This window comes from Citrobacter sp. CK180, assembly GCF_030333655.1.
GTDB classification, from domain to species: domain Bacteria; phylum Pseudomonadota; class Gammaproteobacteria; order Enterobacterales; family Enterobacteriaceae; genus Citrobacter_B; species Citrobacter_B koseri.
In genome coordinates, this window is sequence record NZ_JAOWFM010000051.1 from 15,611 (window position 1) to 32,067 (window position 16,457).

At 55.1% G+C, this 16,457-nt stretch carries 13 protein-coding genes and 1 pseudogene; 9 read left to right on the plus strand and 5 right to left on the minus strand.

Annotation, left to right across the window (positions count from 1 at the left end):
- Positions 1–79 precede the first annotated feature (79 nt).
- Together panS and lysC are read right to left on the minus strand one after the other, a co-directional pair.
- On the minus strand, positions 80–1,018 hold the full coding sequence (gene panS / locus OGV50_RS12710) for a ketopantoate/pantoate/pantothenate transporter PanS (protein WP_101744391.1): 939 nt from the start codon (positions 1,016–1,018) through the stop codon (positions 80–82).
- A 92-nt stretch (positions 1,019–1,110) separates the two neighbouring features.
- Positions 1,111–2,472 carry a lysine-sensitive aspartokinase 3 gene (gene lysC / locus OGV50_RS12715; RefSeq protein WP_047459700.1) on the minus strand — a complete coding sequence of 454 codons (1,362 nt, stop codon included), beginning with the start codon at positions 2,470–2,472 and terminating at the stop codon, positions 1,111–1,113.
- A gap of 430 nt (positions 2,473–2,902) precedes the next feature.
- Here lysC and pgi point away from each other — a divergent pair, with 430 nt between their 5' ends.
- The 7 genes and pseudogenes from pgi to psiE all read left to right on the plus strand — a co-directional run bounded on the left by pgi (position 2,903) and on the right by psiE (position 9,562).
- The gene (gene pgi, locus OGV50_RS12720; RefSeq protein ID WP_012134663.1) at positions 2,903–4,552 is read left to right on the plus strand and encodes a glucose-6-phosphate isomerase; all 1,650 of its coding nucleotides are present in this window, start codon (positions 2,903–2,905) and stop codon (positions 4,550–4,552) included.
- A gap of 505 nt (positions 4,553–5,057) precedes the next feature.
- The gene (gene yjbE / locus OGV50_RS12725) at positions 5,058–5,300 is read left to right on the plus strand and encodes an exopolysaccharide production protein YjbE (protein WP_012134661.1); all 243 of its coding nucleotides are present in this window, start codon (positions 5,058–5,060) and stop codon (positions 5,298–5,300) included.
- A gap of 107 nt (positions 5,301–5,407) precedes the next feature.
- Complete coding sequence (locus OGV50_RS12730; protein WP_115615257.1) at positions 5,408–6,046, plus strand: YjbF family lipoprotein; 639 nt, start codon at positions 5,408–5,410, stop codon at positions 6,044–6,046.
- A complete protein-coding gene (locus OGV50_RS12735; RefSeq protein WP_115615256.1) occupies positions 6,043–6,780 on the plus strand; it encodes a capsule biosynthesis GfcC family protein in 738 nt (245 codons plus the stop codon). Before OGV50_RS12730 ends, OGV50_RS12735 begins: the two co-directional genes overlap by 4 nt.
- Positions 6,780–8,876, plus strand: coding sequence for a YjbH domain-containing protein (locus OGV50_RS12740; RefSeq protein WP_012134657.1), 2,097 nt, complete (start codon positions 6,780–6,782; stop codon positions 8,874–8,876). Before OGV50_RS12735 ends, OGV50_RS12740 begins: the two co-directional genes overlap by 1 nt.
- Positions 8,877–8,892: 16 nt before the next feature.
- A pseudogene (locus tag OGV50_RS23665) lies at positions 8,893–9,135 on the plus strand (hypothetical protein); the annotation flags it as partial.
- 16 nt (positions 9,136–9,151) lie between these two features.
- Positions 9,152–9,562 (plus strand): phosphate-starvation-inducible protein PsiE, encoded by a 411-nt coding sequence (psiE, locus tag OGV50_RS12745; protein ID WP_012907714.1) that lies wholly within the window; start codon positions 9,152–9,154, stop codon positions 9,560–9,562.
- Between the two features lie 105 nt (positions 9,563–9,667).
- Here psiE and malG read toward each other — a convergent pair whose 3' ends face one another.
- The 3 genes from malG to malE all read right to left on the minus strand — a co-directional run bounded on the left by malG (position 9,668) and on the right by malE (position 13,436).
- A complete protein-coding gene (malG, locus tag OGV50_RS12750; RefSeq protein WP_012134654.1) occupies positions 9,668–10,558 on the minus strand; it encodes a maltose ABC transporter permease MalG in 891 nt (296 codons plus the stop codon).
- A gap of 14 nt (positions 10,559–10,572) precedes the next feature.
- Positions 10,573–12,117, minus strand: coding sequence for a maltose ABC transporter permease MalF (gene malF / locus OGV50_RS12755; RefSeq protein ID WP_012134653.1), 1,545 nt, complete (start codon positions 12,115–12,117; stop codon positions 10,573–10,575).
- A gap of 128 nt (positions 12,118–12,245) precedes the next feature.
- On the minus strand, positions 12,246–13,436 hold the full coding sequence (gene malE / locus OGV50_RS12760; protein ID WP_024130838.1) for a maltose/maltodextrin ABC transporter substrate-binding protein MalE: 1,191 nt from the start codon (positions 13,434–13,436) through the stop codon (positions 12,246–12,248).
- Positions 13,437–13,807: 371 nt separating this feature from the next.
- Here malE and malK point away from each other — a divergent pair, with 371 nt between their 5' ends.
- Both malK and OGV50_RS12770 read left to right on the plus strand, forming a co-directional pair.
- A complete protein-coding gene (gene malK, locus OGV50_RS12765; RefSeq protein WP_012134650.1) occupies positions 13,808–14,917 on the plus strand; it encodes a maltose/maltodextrin ABC transporter ATP-binding protein MalK in 1,110 nt (369 codons plus the stop codon).
- Positions 14,918–15,050: 133 nt separating this feature from the next.
- On the plus strand, positions 15,051–16,403 hold the full coding sequence (locus tag OGV50_RS12770; protein ID WP_024130837.1) for a maltoporin: 1,353 nt from the start codon (positions 15,051–15,053) through the stop codon (positions 16,401–16,403).
- Positions 16,404–16,457: the final 54 nt, after the last annotated feature.

Here is a 16,457-nt window from a genome sequence, read left to right on the forward strand (position 1 = left end):
CTGTGTAGGCCGGATAAGGTGTTAGCCACCATCCGGCGACGTGCACGGATTGCGCCTGATGGCGCTACGCTTATCAGGTCTACACCTTCACCCTATCACGCGGCTTCTCGGCAATCGGCTTGCCTGACCAGTAACCGGCCAGCAGTGAGCCGGAGAGGTTATGCCAGACCGAGAACAGCGCGCCGGGGAGCGCGGCCAGCGGAGAGAAGTAAATTTTACCGAGCGCCGCCGCAAGGCCGGAGTTCTGCATTCCAACTTCAATCGCCAGCGTGCGGCAGGTGGACTCATCAAAGCCAAACAGGCGACCGCCCCAGTAACCGCCGAGCAGACCAATGGTGTTGTGCAGGATCACCGCCACAATCACCACAAAACCAACGGATGCGATATGCGAGGCGGAACCGGCCACCACTGCGCTGATGATCGCCAGAATGCACACCATTGAGAACGCAGGCAGATAAGGCTCCACGGTTTTTACTACGCGAGGAAACAGGTGGTGAATGACCAGCCCAAGCGCGATTGGAATCACGACGATCTGTAAAATGCTGAGCAGCATCCCCATCACATCCACCTGAATATGCGCATCCACATACAGGCGCGTCAGCAGCGGTGTCGCGACCACGCCAACCAGCGTGGAAACCGATGAGATAGTAACCGAAAGCGCCACATCCCCTTTCGCCAGATAGATCATGACGTTAGATGCCGTTCCGCTGGCGACGCTACCCACCAGTACCATCCCGGCTGAGAGGTCCGGCGGCATGTTAAACAGTATCGCCAGTAGCCAGGCGGCGAGCGGCATCACCAGATAATGCAGGAAAATACCGGCAGCGACAGGCGCCGGGCGGGAAAGCACGCGTTTAAAGTCGTCGAGCTTAAGGTGTACGCCCATGCCGAACATAATCAGCATCAGTAGCGTAGTCACCCACGAGCCAATGGGGGTGAAGGTCGATGGCGTGTAATACGCAATAACAGAGAGCAGCAGCGCCCACAACGGGAACAGCCGGGTGATAACGGATAACATAATAAATTCCTTGCAGTATTGTCGTGTTGTTTAGTTATAAAAAAGCCGGGTTCGAGCCCGGCTATAGGTATTATTTATCGCGTGAGGAAATTTTATTCAAACAAATTATGATGAAGCTTCTGCACGACCTGCTCCGCTTCGGCGCCAGGCACCAGGAAACAGAGGTTATGGCTGGATGCGCCATAGCAAATCATGCGGATGTTGAACGGTTCCAGTACGCCGAACACTTCTTTACCGACGCCGCAGGCTTTAGACAGATCGTTGCCAATCAGCGCGACCAGCGCGAGATTTTCTTCCACTTCTACCCGGCATAGCGCGGAAAGCTCCATCAGCAAAGACTGCGTCAGCAGCGTGTCGCCCGTTGAAGTGGAACCGGTGGTATCCAGCGTCAGTGCCACGCTCACTTCCGAGGTGGTGATTAAATCTACGGAGATATTGTGCCGCGCCAGAATGCCGAACACTTCCGCCAGGAAACCACGCGAATGCAGCATATTCAGGCTGTGCAGCGTTAACAGCGTCTGTTTGCGACGCAGCGCCAGCGCGCGGAAGAGAGGTGGGTTTTGGGTTTTATTGCATACCAGCGTCCCGCCCGCTTTTGGATCCTTACTGGAGCCGACGAAAACCGGGATATCGCTGCGTACGGCGGGCAGCAGCGTTGCAGGGTGCAGCACCTTCGCGCCAAAGGTCGCCATTTCCGCCGCTTCTTCAAAGGCGATTTCATCGATACGCTGCGCGGCAGGCACCACGCGCGGGTCGGTGGTGTAGATGCCCGGCACATCCGTCCAGATATCGACGCGCGCCGCGTGCAGCGCTTCTGCAAGCAGCGCCGCCGTGTAGTCGCTGCCGCCGCGTCCCAGCGTCGTTGTGCGGCCTTTGCTTTCGCTGCCGATAAAGCCCTGGGTGATGACCAGACCCTCTGCCAGGCGTGGGGCAAGCTGTAGCGTGGCCAGCTCCGACAGCGCTGCGATATCCGGTTCCGCGCGGCCAAAACGATCGCTGGTGCGCATCACCTTACGCACGTCAAACCACTGCGCCTGAATATTGCGCTCGCGCAGGATCTCCACAAACAGCAGGGTGGACATCAGCTCGCCGTGACTCACCAGCTCGTCGGTCAGGGCCATTGACGTCGCCAGTGAAGCCGCTTCGGCAAGCGTGGTAATGTTTTCCAGCAGACGCTCGATCTCTTCGCGGATAACGTTCGGGTAACGCAGACGCTCCAGAATATCGAACTGAATTTTACGGATGGCGTCGAGTTTTTCGAAGCGCTCTGGCGGTTCCAGCCCTTCTGCCAGCGCTACCAGCAGATTGGTGACGCCCGCAGAGGCGGAAAGCACCACTAAGCGTGCGTTAGCATCGGAAAGCACCACGTCGGCGCTGCGGTTCATGGCGTCAAAATCGGCGACGCTGGTTCCGCCAAATTTGGCGACGACGAGCGGGGAAACAGCAGTTGTCATATCAACCTCGTGTCAGGGAATGAAAAAAGCGACCATGGCACAAGGGCAGAACAGAAACCGGTGCAGGCGCAAATACCGTATTTATAAATAAAATGTGTGGCTGGGACTGTCAACGCCGGGATTATGCGGATTTTTTATGCTGTCCTGGCCCTCAGTAACAGTGCTTATAACGACTATACCCGTCATACTTCAAGTTGCAGATGTGTTGGCTGCACTCAGAAACCCCAGTCACATAGTTATCTATGCTCCTGGGGATTTCTTCCCTTGTCGCCTTCCTGCAACTCGAATTATTTAGGGTATATACTTTTCGCTGCTTTTTATCCGCGTTTGATTCGCGTTCGGGCTAACGGCACTAAAACAATCACACTTTTCTGTGACTGGCGTTACAATCGATCCCAGTCACAATTCTCAAATCAGAAGAGTATTGCTAATGAAAAACATCAATCCGACGCAGACTTCTGCCTGGCAGGCACTACAAAAACACTACGACGACATGAAGGACGTTACTATCGCGGATCTTTTCGCGAAAGATAGCGACCGTTTTACCCGATTTTCCGCGACGTTTGACGATTTGATGCTGGTGGATTTCTCCAAAAACCGCATCACCGAAGAGACGCTGGCGAAATTGCAGGATCTGGCGAAAGAGACCGATCTGGCCGGTGCGATTAAGTCCATGTTCTCTGGCGAAAAAATCAACCGTACCGAAGACCGTGCCGTGCTGCACGTTGCGCTGCGTAACCGTAGCAATACTCCGATTATCGTTGACGGCAAAGATGTGATGCCGGAAGTGAATGCAGTGCTGGAGAAGATGAAAGCCTTCTCTGAAGCGATTATTTCAGGTCAATGGAAAGGTTACACTGGTAAAGCGATCACTGACGTGGTCAACATCGGTATCGGTGGTTCCGACCTGGGGCCGTTCATGGTGACTGAAGCGCTGCGCCCGTACAAAAACCATCTGAATATGCACTTTGTGTCTAACGTCGATGGCACCCACATCGCCGAAGTGCTGAAGAAAGTAAACCCGGAAACCACCCTGTTCCTGGTGGCGTCTAAAACCTTCACAACGCAGGAAACCATGACCAACGCCCACAGCGCGCGCGACTGGTTCCTGAGCACCGCAAATGATGAAAAACACGTCGCGAAACACTTTGCGGCGCTTTCCACTAATGCAAAAGCGGTGGGTGAGTTTGGTATCGACACCGCCAACATGTTCGAGTTCTGGGACTGGGTCGGCGGTCGTTACTCTCTGTGGTCGGCGATTGGCTTGTCTATCATCCTGTCCGTCGGCTTTGACAACTTCGTTGAACTGCTGTCCGGCGCGCATGCGATGGATAAACACTTCTCCACAACACCGGCTGAGAAAAACCTGCCGGTGCTGCTGGCGCTGATCGGTATCTGGTACAACAATTTCTTTGGCGCAGAAACCGAAGCGATTCTGCCGTACGACCAGTATATGCACCGTTTTGCGGCCTACTTCCAGCAGGGCAATATGGAGTCCAACGGCAAGTATGTTGACCGTAACGGCAATGCCGTAGACTACCAGACTGGCCCAATCATCTGGGGTGAACCGGGCACCAACGGCCAGCACGCGTTCTACCAGCTGATTCACCAGGGGACGAAGATGGTGCCTTGCGACTTTATCGCCCCGGCGATAACCCATAACCCGTTGTCCGATCACCATCAGAAACTGCTGTCTAACTTCTTCGCTCAGACCGAAGCGCTGGCGTTCGGCAAATCCCGCGAGGTGGTTGAGCAGGAATATCGCGATCAGGGGAAAGATCCGTCTCAGCTTGAGCATGTGGTGCCGTTCAAAGTGTTCGAAGGCAACCGCCCGACGAACTCCATCCTGCTGCGTGAAATCACGCCGTTTAGCCTGGGGGCGTTGATTGCGCTGTATGAGCACAAAATCTTCACTCAGGGCGCGATCCTGAACATCTTCACCTTCGACCAGTGGGGCGTTGAGCTGGGCAAACAGCTGGCTAACCGTATCCTGCCGGAACTGGGTGATGATAAAGCGATTTCCAGCCATGACAGTTCAACTAACGGTCTGATTAACCGTTATAAAGCATGGCGTGCCTGATGGCGTAACGCCCGGTGGCGCTACGCTTACCGGGCCTACAAACTGATGATGTAACGCCCGGTGGCGCTACGCTTACCGGGCCTACAAATGGTGCGTCCTGTAGGCCGGATAAGGCGTTCCGCCGCCATCCGGCAGAAAAGTGATATATCTGTAAAAAAAGCCGATATTATTATCGGCTTTTTTTATAAGATAATTCCGGTTGTCTGTGCTATTCCGCAAAGATTTATATTGAGCTTAATCCTAAAATAATGAATAACCCGTAAGTTACTCGGTGTTATTTTCAGAGTATACGGATAATAAATATTACATTGTTTTATTTTAATATGATGTTTTTAAAAGATATTTAATTAGCATATAAATGCCATTCCAGCCAAAAGTTTAATTATCCTAAAACCGTCTCGCTATTTAGACCTGTCGCAATCCACATGCTTTAGTTGTGTATACTCGATCCCGCCTGAAACGTTTTTCGGGTAAATCTCCATTCATTCAATGAAGGGATATTGTGATGAAAAAAGCTCTGTATGGCATTTTTGCCATATCTGCGCTTGCGGCGACTTCTGTCTGGGCCGCCCCCGTTCAGGTGGGTGAAGCAGCAGGGTCGGCGGCGACGTCGGTATCAGCGGGAAGTTCCTCCGCAACCAGCGTCAGCACCGTAAGCTCGGCGGTGGGCGTCGCTCTGGCGGCGACCGGCGGTGGCGATGGTTCTAATACCGGAACCACTACCACCACAACCACCAGTACCCAGTAACACCGGTACGTTTAATCATAACCACACTTCGGTGTGGTTATTTTAGCTTGCCTGAGCCTGTGGGACTTCCTGGCCGGGGCCACCCGGCAATAATGCGGAGAAGAGTCGTGAAGCGACCTGGAATTATCATCATTTGCCTGCTGTTACAGGCTTGCTCAGCCACCACTAAAGGTCTGGGTAATTCGCTGTGGGACAGTCTGTTCGGTACGCCGGGCGTACAACTGACGGACGATGACATTCAAAACATGCCTTATGCCAGCCAGTACATGCAGCTCAATGGCGGGCCGCAGCTGTTTGTGGTGCTCGCTTTCGCAGAGAACGGGCAGCAGAAATGGGTGACGCAGGATCAGGCCACCATCGTGACCCAGCATGGTCGCCTGATTAAAACCCTGCTCGGCGGCGACAATCTGATCGGTGTGAACAATCTGGCGGCTGACCCATTGGCCAGACCGGCACAAATCGTAGATGGCGCAACGTGGACGCGCACGATGGGCTGGACGGAACATAAACAGGTGCGTTACGCCACCGCCCGCTCGGTCTTCAAATGGGATGGCGCTGACAGCATTAAAGTCGGTAGCGATGTAACCGCCGTTCGCGTACTGGATGAAGAGGTTACAACCGACCAGGCGCGCTGGCATAACCGCTACTGGATCGACAGCGAAGGGCAAATCCGCCAGTCGGAACAGTATCTGGGGGCGGACTACTTCCCGGTGAAAACCACGCTCATTAAGGCGGCAAAACAATGATGAAACAGACCATTGCAGCGCTGGCCCTGAGTTTGTGCGCTTCCTCATCTTTTGCCGCAGGCACCGTGAAGGTGTTTGCCGCAGGCAGCACTGAACCGAAGACGCTCACCGGCGCGGAACATCTGATCGATCTGGTCGGGCAGCCGAAACTGGCGAACAGCTGGTGGCCTGGCGCGGTTATCAGCGAAGAGCGGGCTACCGCCACGGCGCAGCGCCAGCAGCAGGAATTATTGGGCCGCCTGGCTGCGTTTGGCGCAGAGAAAAGCGGCGATGACGCCGCCGCAATCAATACGCTGCGCCAGCAGGTGCAGATGTTAAAAGTGACCGGCAGACAGCTCGTTAACCTTGACCCGGATACCGTACGCGTCAGCGAACGGGGCAATCCGCTGTTGCAGGGCCATTACACGCTGTGGGTCGGCGGGCAGCCGACGGATATCACGCTGTTTGGATTGGTTAGCCAGCCGGGTAAACGCCCCTTCAGCCCGGGGCGGGACGTGGCCAGCTACCTTGATGAGCAAAGCCTGCTCAGCGGGGCGGATCGCAGCTATGCGTGGGTTGTCTATCCCGACGGACGCACGCAGAAAGCGCCGGTCGCTTACTGGAACAAGCGTCACGTTGAGCCGATGCCAGGCAGCATCATTTTTGTCGGTCTTACGGATTCTCTATGGAGCAACACGCCGGATGCGCTTAACGCCGACATTCTTCGTACTCTGACGCAGCGGATACCCGAATAATGAAAAAAACACATCTGCTCAGCTTACTGGCGCTGGGCATCAGCGCAGCCTGCCATGCCGAAACATATCCGGCCCCCATTGGGCCGTCACAATCTGACTTCGGCGGCGTGGGGCTGCTGCAAACGCCAACGGCGCGAATGGCGCGGGAAGGGGAGATGAGCCTGAACTATCGTGATAACGATCAGTATCGCTACTACTCCGCGTCGATACAGTTGTTCCCGTGGCTGGAAACCACGCTGCGCTATACCGACGTGCGTACCAGACAATACAGCAGCGTGGAGTCGTTTTCCGGCAACCAGACCTACAAAGACAAAGCCTTCGACCTGAAACTGCGGTTATGGGAAGAGAGCTACTGGATGCCGCAGGTGGCGGTCGGCGCAAGGGATATCGGCGGGACGGGGCTGTTCGATGCGGAATACATTGTGGCGAACAAAGCCTGGGGGCCGTTTGATTTCTCGCTCGGTCTTGGCTGGGGTTATCTGGGCACCAGCGGCAACGTGAGCAATCCGTTTTGCTCATACAGCGATAAATTCTGTCACCGCGATAACAGTTATAAACAGGCCGGTTCCGTCAACGGCAGCGATATGTTCCACGGGCCAGCGTCGCTGTTTGGCGGGGTGGAGTATCAAACGCCCTGGCAGCCGCTGCGCCTGAAACTGGAGTATGAAGGCAACAATTATCAGCAGGATTTCGCGGGTAAGCTGGAGCAGAAGAGCAAGTTTAACGTCGGCGCCATTTACCGCGTCACCGATTGGGCCGACGTTAACCTCAGCTATGAACGCGGCAACACCTTCATGTTTGGCGTGACGCTGCGGACAAACTTCAACGATTTGCGCCCATCGTATAACGATAACGCGCGACCGAAATATCAGCCTGAACCGCAGGACGCCATCCTGCAACACTCGGTCGTCGCTAACCAGTTGACGCTGCTAAAATACAACGCCGGACTGGCGGACCCTAAAATTCAGGTGAAAGGCGATACGCTGTACGTCACTGGCGAGCAGGTGAAATACCGTGACTCGCGGGAAGGGATCGAACGCGCGAATCGGATCGTCATGAACGATCTGCCAGAAGGGATTCGCACGATCCGCGTGACGGAAAACCGTCTCAATATGCCGCAGGTCACTACGGAAACCGATGTCGCCAGCCTGAAACGCCATCTGGAAGGCGAGCCATTAGGACACGAGACCCCACTGGCGCAAAAACGTGTGGAGCCGATCGTGCCGGAAACAACCGAGCAGGGTTGGTATATTGATAAATCGCGCTTTGATTTCCATATCGATCCGGTGTTGAACCAGTCTGTCGGCGGCCCGGAAAATTTCTATATGTACCAGCTTGGCGTGATGGGGACGGCGGATCTGTGGGTAACGGATCATCTGCTTACCACCGGCAGTCTGTTTGCCAATATCGCCAACAACTACGACAAATTTAACTACACCAACCCACCGAACGATTCGCATCTTCCGCGTGTGCGTACCCATGTGCGCGAATATGTGCAGAACGATATCTATGTGAATAACCTGCAAGCCAACTACTTCCAGTACCTCGGCAACGGTTTCTACGGCCAGGTTTACGGCGGTTATCTGGAGACCATGTACGGCGGCGCAGGGGCGGAAGTGCTGTATCGCCCGGTCGACAGCAACTGGGCGTTTGGTCTTGACGCTAACTACGTGAAACAGCGTGACTGGCGTAGCGCGCAGGATATGATGAAATTCACCGATTATAGCGTGAAAACCGGCCACTTGACCGCCTACTGGACGCCGTCGTTCGCGCAGGATGTGCTGGTGAAAGCGAGCGTCGGTCAATATCTGGCTGGCGACAAGGGCGGTACGCTGGAAATCGCGAAACGTTTTGACAGCGGCGTGGTGGTTGGCGGCTATGCCACGATCACCGATGTGTCGCCGGACGAGTACGGGGAAGGGGATTTCACCAAAGGCGTGTACGTGTCGGTGCCGTTGGATCTCTTCTCGTCCAGCCCAACCCGCAGCCGCGCAGCGATTGGCTGGACGCCGCTGACGCGTGACGGCGGTCAGCAGCTTGGCCGGAAGTTTGGTCTGTACGATATGACCAGCGACCGCAACGTGAATTTCCGCTGATTGAGCCGTTTGCCAGCCGGATGGCGCTACGCTTATCCGGCCTACAAACCGCATCTATTGTAGGCCGGATAAGGCGTTTACGCCGCCATCCGGCAATTTACCACGCTTCCCGCGCCGATCACTGTGCCGTCGCTTTTCCCTTCTCTTTGAAACATGCCGTGACAGAGATCATTCTCCGCTGACCTTTGCTGCACAAAACATAAACAAAAAATATAGATCTCCGTCACATTTTTGCGTTATACAGGAACCTTGCTACTGAGAAAGAGGGTGCTGCTATGACGTCACTATCTCGTCCACGCGTGGAGTTTATCTCCACGATCCTACAGACCGTGCTGAATCTTGGGCTGTTAAGTCTGGGCCTGATCCTGGTCGTTTTCCTCGGTAAAGAGACCTTACATCTGGCGGATGTGCTGTTCGCGCCGGAGCAAACCAGCAAATACGAGCTGGTGGAAGGGCTGGTGGTCTACTTTCTCTACTTTGAGTTTATTGCGTTGATTGTGAAGTATTTCCAGTCAGGTTTTCATTTCCCGCTGCGCTACTTTGTCTATATCGGGATCACCGCGATTGTGCGGCTGATCATCGTCGATCATAAATCGCCGATGGATGTGCTGATCTACTCTGCGGCGATCCTGTTATTGGTGATCACCCTGTGGTTATGTAATTCGAAACGGCTAAAACGGGAATAAAAAAAGGCGCTCCGAGGAGCGCCGAAGAACAGTCACAAGTTGGGATAATATAAGTTGAGGGTTGCAGTGGCATTGCCCGTTTCCGGGCAGGTACATCAATGAAACTTAGCCTTTCACACCGCCTGCCGTCAGGCCGTTGACCAGCCAACGCTGGGCCAGCAGGAACACCAGCGTGATCGGGATGGCGGACAACACGGCTGCGGCGGCAAAATCGCCCCACAGATAGTTTTGCGGGTTGAGGTACTGCTGCATACCTACCGCAAGGGTATAGCTGTTTACATCACGCAGTAACAGCGAGGCGACAGGAACTTCAGTGATGGCGGCAATGAACGACAGAATAAAGACCACCGCCAGAATCGGCACCGAGAGCGGTAGCAGCACCAGGCGGAAAGCCTGCCACGGCGTCGCGCCATCCAGCGCCGCCGCTTCTTCCAGCGAACCGTCGATGGTTTCGAAATAGCCTTTAATCGTCCAGACGTGCAGCGCAATCCCGCCCAGGTAAGCGAAAATCACCCCGCCGTGGGTATTCAGACCGATAAACGGAATGTACTGGCCGAGACGGTCGAACAACGCGTACAACGCCACCAGTGACAGCACCGCCGGGAACATCTGGAAAATCAGCATCCCTTTGAGCAACGTCGCTTTGCCGGGAAAGCGCATACGGGCAAACGCGTAAGCGCAGGTCGTAGAGAGCGCCACGATGCCAATGGCGGTGATCGCCGCGACTTTGATCGAGTTCCATAGCCATAACAGAACCGGGAAGGGGGGCGGCGTGACACGGCCATCAGCGTGTTCCACGCTGAAGCCCAATGCCAGCCGCCAGTGCTCCCAGGAGATGCGTTCCGGGATCAGACTCCCGGTTGCGAAGTTGCCTTCACGCAGCGAAATGGCGACGACCATCAGCAGCGGGAACATGATTGCCGCGATAAAAATCAGCAGCCCTAAGTGCGTGATGAAGAGACGCAGCTTTTGAGATTTGGGTTGAACCATTGCCATTGTTGTTATCTCCCTTAATCAAACTTCATACGCGTGGCTTTCAGGTTCACGATGGCCAGCGCGCCAACCAGCAGGAAGATCAGCGTGGCGATCGCGGCCGCCAGACCGAAGTCCTGGCCCCCGCCGCCTTCAAAGGCGATGCGGTAGGTATAGCTCACGAGCAGGTCGGTATAACCGGCTGGCGTAGTGGTGCCGAGGCGGTCCGGGCCGCCGTTGGTCAGAAGCTGAATCAGTACGAAGTTGTTAAAGTTAAAGGCAAAGCTGGCGATCATCAGCGGCGTCAGCGGCTTAATCAGCAGCGGGAATGTAATCTTAAAGAAGTTCTGGAACGGGCCCGCGCCGTCCATTGCCGACGCTTCGTACAGATCGTCTGGAATCGCTTTCAGCAGGCCCATGCAGAGGATCATCATGTACGGATAGCCCAGCCAGGTGTTGACGATAATGACCATCGTGCGGGCGGTGTTCGGGTCGCTGAACCAGGCCGGTTTGAGGCCAAACAGCGCGCTCAGCATCATGTTGATCTCACCAAAGCTCTGGTTGAATAAACCTTTGAAGATCAGAATCGAGATGAACGACGGCACCGCATACGGCAGAATCAGCAGCACGCGGTAAATCGCTTTACCTTTCAGCGCTTCCCACTGTACGAGGCAGGCCAGCACCATCCCAACCGCCACGGTCAGCAGCACGGTGAGAACTGAGAACACCACGGTCCAGACGAAGATCGCGAAGAACGGTTTCTGGATGCCCTCGTCAGTAAAGACGCGGGAGAAATTGTCCCAGCCGATGGTCACGGTGTAGCCTGGGCTCAGTTTTTCGTCGCCCCAGTTGCCGTCCGCGTTGATGGCCTGATAGTAGCCAATATCGTTGTTTGGCCGGTACGCCACGCCGCTCTGGTTATTTGTCAGCGTGCCGTCGCTGGCAAGGGTATAGAGCGGCTGGGTACCGGAAAACTGGCGCAGCGAGCTCATGATGACCTTGCTTTCATCGGGTAAAACGGCGGTAAGCTGGTTCAGCGCCTGACGATTTTGGGTGATGATGCGCAGGTTGGCGCGTTCACCGGTCGGCAGCGCGTCAGCCTCTTTCAATTGCAGTTTTTGTTCGCCGCCGAATTTAAAGGCGTCGGAGAGATAATTCTTGCCGGTTTCGCCGTCGGTGAGGGCCAGTTGCCACTCGTCACCCGCCGGATACAGGCCAAAGTTATAGGTTTTGCCCGCCTGATAAGAACGATCCATCAGCACCTGCTGGGCGCGTTCAAAGGTGAGCTGGTTGGTGCTGCTGTAGTTGGTAAAGGCGATGGCGATAGTGCAGACCAGCGGGAACAGGACAAACAGTCCCATACCGGCCATGCCCGGATAAACATAGCGCCAGGCATAGGTTTTACGATTCGCGAAAATATACAGGCCAGCAGAGCTTAAAATCAGCGTCATGATGGCAAACAGGTACTCCCCTTGTGCGTACATTAAAACTACAAGGTAACCCACCAGCAGGCCCAGCAGACCAATCGCTGACCACTTCAGCGCGTCGCTTTGCCACCAATGTTTCTTTTTAATGACATCCATGGGGATCTTCCTCTACAACTTTGAAATCCTGTAGGTCAGCGTGCCTGATGGCGCTGCGCTTCTCCGGCCTACCTGTTCTGTAGGCCGGAGAAGGCATTGATGCCGCCATTCGGCACACGACCTGAACATTACTTGGTGATACGGCCCTGCGCGTCTTTCAGCGCGGCGTCGACAGTCTGACGACCGCTGGCAGCGTTGATAACTGCCGTACGAACCGCATACCAGAAGGCTGACATCTGCGGAATGTTCGGCATGATTTCGCCTTTCTGGGCGTTATCCATCGTGGCGGCGATACGCGGATCTTTCGCTAACTGATCCTGGAAAGATTTCAGCGCAACCGCGCCCAGCGGTTTGTCCTTGTTCACGTCGTCCAGACCCTGATCGGTCAGCAGGTAGTTTTCGAGGAACTCTTTCGCCAGCTCTTTGTTCGGGCTGGCGGCGTTAATGCCCGCGCTCAGCACGCCAACGAACGGTTTAGACGGTTTGCCTTTGAATGTCGGCAGCAGTGTCACGCCGTAATTGATTTTGCTCTTGTCGATGTTTGACCACGCCCACGGACCGTTGATGGTCATCGCCGTTTCGCCTTTGTTAAAGGCGGCTTCCGCGATGGAGTAATCGGTATCGGCGTTCATGTGTTTGTTTTTGATCATATCGACCAGGAAGCCCAGACCGGCTTTCGCCCCTGCGCTGTCTACGCCGACATCTTTCACGTCATACTTACCGTTCTCAAACTTGAACGCGTAACCGCCATCGGCGGCAATCAGCGGCCAGGTGAAGTACGGTTCTTGCAGGTTGAACATCAGCGCGCTCTTACCTTTCGCCTTCAGCTCTTTATCCAGCGCCGGGATCTCTTCCCAGGTTTTCGGCGGGTTCGGAACGAGGTCTTTGTTGTAAATCAGGGACAGCGCTTCAACGGCGATCGGGTAGGCGATCAGCTTGCCGTTGTAACGCACCGCATCCCAGGTGAACGGATAGAGCTTGTCCTGGAACGCCTGGTCCGGGGTGATCTCAGCCAGCAGGCCAGACTGTGCGTAGCCGCCAAAACGGTCATGCGCCCAGAAGATGATGTCCGGGCCGTCACCGGTGGCCGCAACCTGAGGGAATTTCTCTTCCAGCTTGTCCGGGTGCTCAACGGTGACTTTAATGCCGGTGTCTTGTTCGAATTTTTTGCCCACTTCAGCGAGGCCGTTGTAGCCTTTGTCGCCGTTAATCCAGATAACCAGCTTACCTTCTTCAATCTTGGCGAGAGCCGAGGCGGAAAACATCATCGTCGTCAGTGCGGACAATGCGAGGATGCGTGCGCCAGTTTTGATTTTCATATCTCCCATCCTTTTTGGTGATGTGCTCGTGGATACACAGAGGTGGCTTAACGGTATCTAGTTTCTTTATACGACAACCTCTTTCCATCCTCCTTACCCCTACGCCCCACCCCTTCTTTATGTGATCTGTGTTGCATAAATGTGAGTAATGCGTGTTGGCGCACATAAAAACACCGCGATTTTTGCAGGTGACATCACGAAATTCCTCGGCGGGGCGCGGCCCGGGTCTCAGACGCTGCTCCCTCATCCTCCCGCCTCCTCCCCCATAAAAAAGCCGGGGGGTGGAGGATTTACGCAATCAAGGGATAACGCATAGTCAGGCCATCATGAATGTTGCTGTCGATGACAGGTTGTAACGAAGGGAGAAGGGCATGGCGAGCGTACAGCTGCGAAATGTAACGAAAGCCTGGGGTGACGTGGTGGTATCGAAAGATATCAATCTCGACATTCACGAAGGGGAATTCGTGGTGTTTGTCGGACCGTCAGGCTGCGGGAAATCGACCTTGCTGCGTATGATCGCCGGACTTGAAACCATCACCAGCGGAGATCTGTTCATTGGGGAAGCCCGTATGAACGACATCCCGCCCGCCGAACGCGGCGTGGGGATGGTCTTCCAGTCCTATGCGCTCTATCCCCACCTGTCCGTGGCAGAAAACATGTCTTTTGGTTTGAAGCTGGCGGGGGCCAAAAAAGAGGTGATGAATCAGCGTGTGAATCAGGTGGCTGAAGTGCTGCAACTGGCGCACCTGCTGGAGCGCAAGCCGAAAGCGCTCTCCGGCGGCCAGCGCCAGCGCGTGGCGATAGGCCGCACGCTGGTGGCGGAACCGCGCGTGTTCCTGCTTGATGAGCCGCTGTCTAACCTCGATGCCGCCCTGCGCGTGCAGATGCGTATCGAAATCTCCCGCCTGCATAAGCGTCTGGGCCGCACGATGATTTACGTCACCCACGATCAGGTCGAAGCGATGACGCTGGCCGACAAAATCGTGGTGCTGGATGCCGGCCGCGTGGCGCAGGTCGGTAAGCCGCTGGAGCTGTACCACTATCCGGCGGATCGCTTCGTCGCAGGCTTTATCGGTTCCCCGAAAATGAACTTCCTGCCGGTGAAAGTCACCGCGACCGCTATCGAGCAGGTGCAGGTTGAGCTGCCGAACCGCCAGAACGTCTGGCTGCCGGTAGAAAGCAACGGCGTTCAGGTCGGGGCAAATATGTCTTTAGGTATTCGTCCAGAGCATCTGCTGCCCAGCGACATCGCCGATGTCACCCTGGAAGGCGAGGTTCAGGTCGTCGAACAACTTGGTCACGAAACACAAATTCATATCCAGATCCCCGCCATTCGTCAAAACCTGGTTTACCGCCAGAACGACGTGGTGTTGGTAGAAGAGGGTGCCACATTCGCTATCGGTCTGCCGCCAGAGCGTTGCCATCTGTTCCGTGAAGATGGTTCCGCATGCCGTCGGCTGCATAAGGAGCCGGGCGTTTAAGGTCCCCATTAAAAAAACAAAACGCAAAACCATTCGAGGATGCATCAAGGCGGCAAGTGAAAAAACACCGCCAACAAAGAGGCAGTCCGAAGGGGGACGCGTTTAAAGAAAAGCAATGATCTCAGGAGATAGAATAATGATTACTCTGCGCAAACTTCCTCTGGCGGTTGCCGTCGCAGCAGGCGTTATGTCTGCTCAGGCAATGGCAGTGGATTTCCATGGTTATGCTCGTTCCGGTATCGGCTGGACGGGTAGTGGCGGCGAACAACAATGTTTCCAGGCAACTGGCGCTCAAAGTAAATACCGTCTTGGTAACGAATGTGAAACCTATGCGGAATTGAAACTGGGTCAGGAAGTGTGGAAAGAAGGCGACAAGAGCTTCTATTTCGACACTAACGTGGCCTACTCCGTAGCGCAACAGAATGACTGGGAAGCAACCGATCCGGCGTTCCGTGAAGCCAATGTGCAGGGTAAAAACCTGATTGACTGGCTGCCAGGCTCCACCATCTGGGCGGGTAAGCGCTTCTATCAGCGTCATGACGTTCACATGATCGACTTCTACTACTGGGATATTTCTGGTCCTGGTGCGGGTATCGAAAACATCGACCTGGGCTTCGGTAAACTGTCTCTGGCAGCGACCCGCTCTCAGGAAGCCGGTGGTTCCTACACCTTCAGCAGCCAGGATATTTACAACTCTTCTAAAGACACCGCCAACGACGTCTTCGACGTGCGTTTAGCCGGTCTGGAAACGAACCCGGACGGCGTGCTGGAACTGGGTGTCGACTATGGTCGCGCAAACACCACTGACGATTATCGTCTGGCTGACGGCGCGTCTAAAGACGGCTGGATGTTCACTGCTGAACATACCCAGAGCATGCTGAAGGGCTACAACAAGTTTGTGGTTCAGTACGCCACTGACGCGATGACCACGCAGGGTAAAGGTATTCCTCAGGGTTCTTACGGCTCGACTTTTGATATCGGCGAAGGCGACGATCAGCTCCATTATGTCGATCGTTACGTCAATAACAACGGTAAGCTGTGGCGTATTCTGGACCACGGGGCGATCTCTCTGGGCGACCGTTGGGACCTGATGTACGTCGGTATGTTCCAGAAACAGGATCTGGATAACGATCTGGGTACTGACTGGTGGACCGTGGGCGTTCGTCCGATGTTCAAATGGACGCCGATCATGAGCACCCTGCTGGAAGTCGGTTACGACAACGTCAAATCTCAGCAGACTGGCGATCGCAACAACCAGTACAAAATCACCCTGGCGCAACAATGGCAGGCTGGCGACAGCATCTGGTCCCGCCCGGCCATCCGTCTCTTCGCAACCTACGCGAAGTGGGATGAGAAATGGGGCTATATCAAAGATGGCGATAACACATTGCGTTATGCCGCATCGAATAACTCCGGCTTCAACACAACCAGCCGTGGCGACAACGATGAGTGGTCCTTCGGCGCCCAGATGGAAATCTGGTGGTAATACGTGACATAACGAGGGGGGCGTAAGTCCCCCGGTAACGAGATGCAGGCCGGA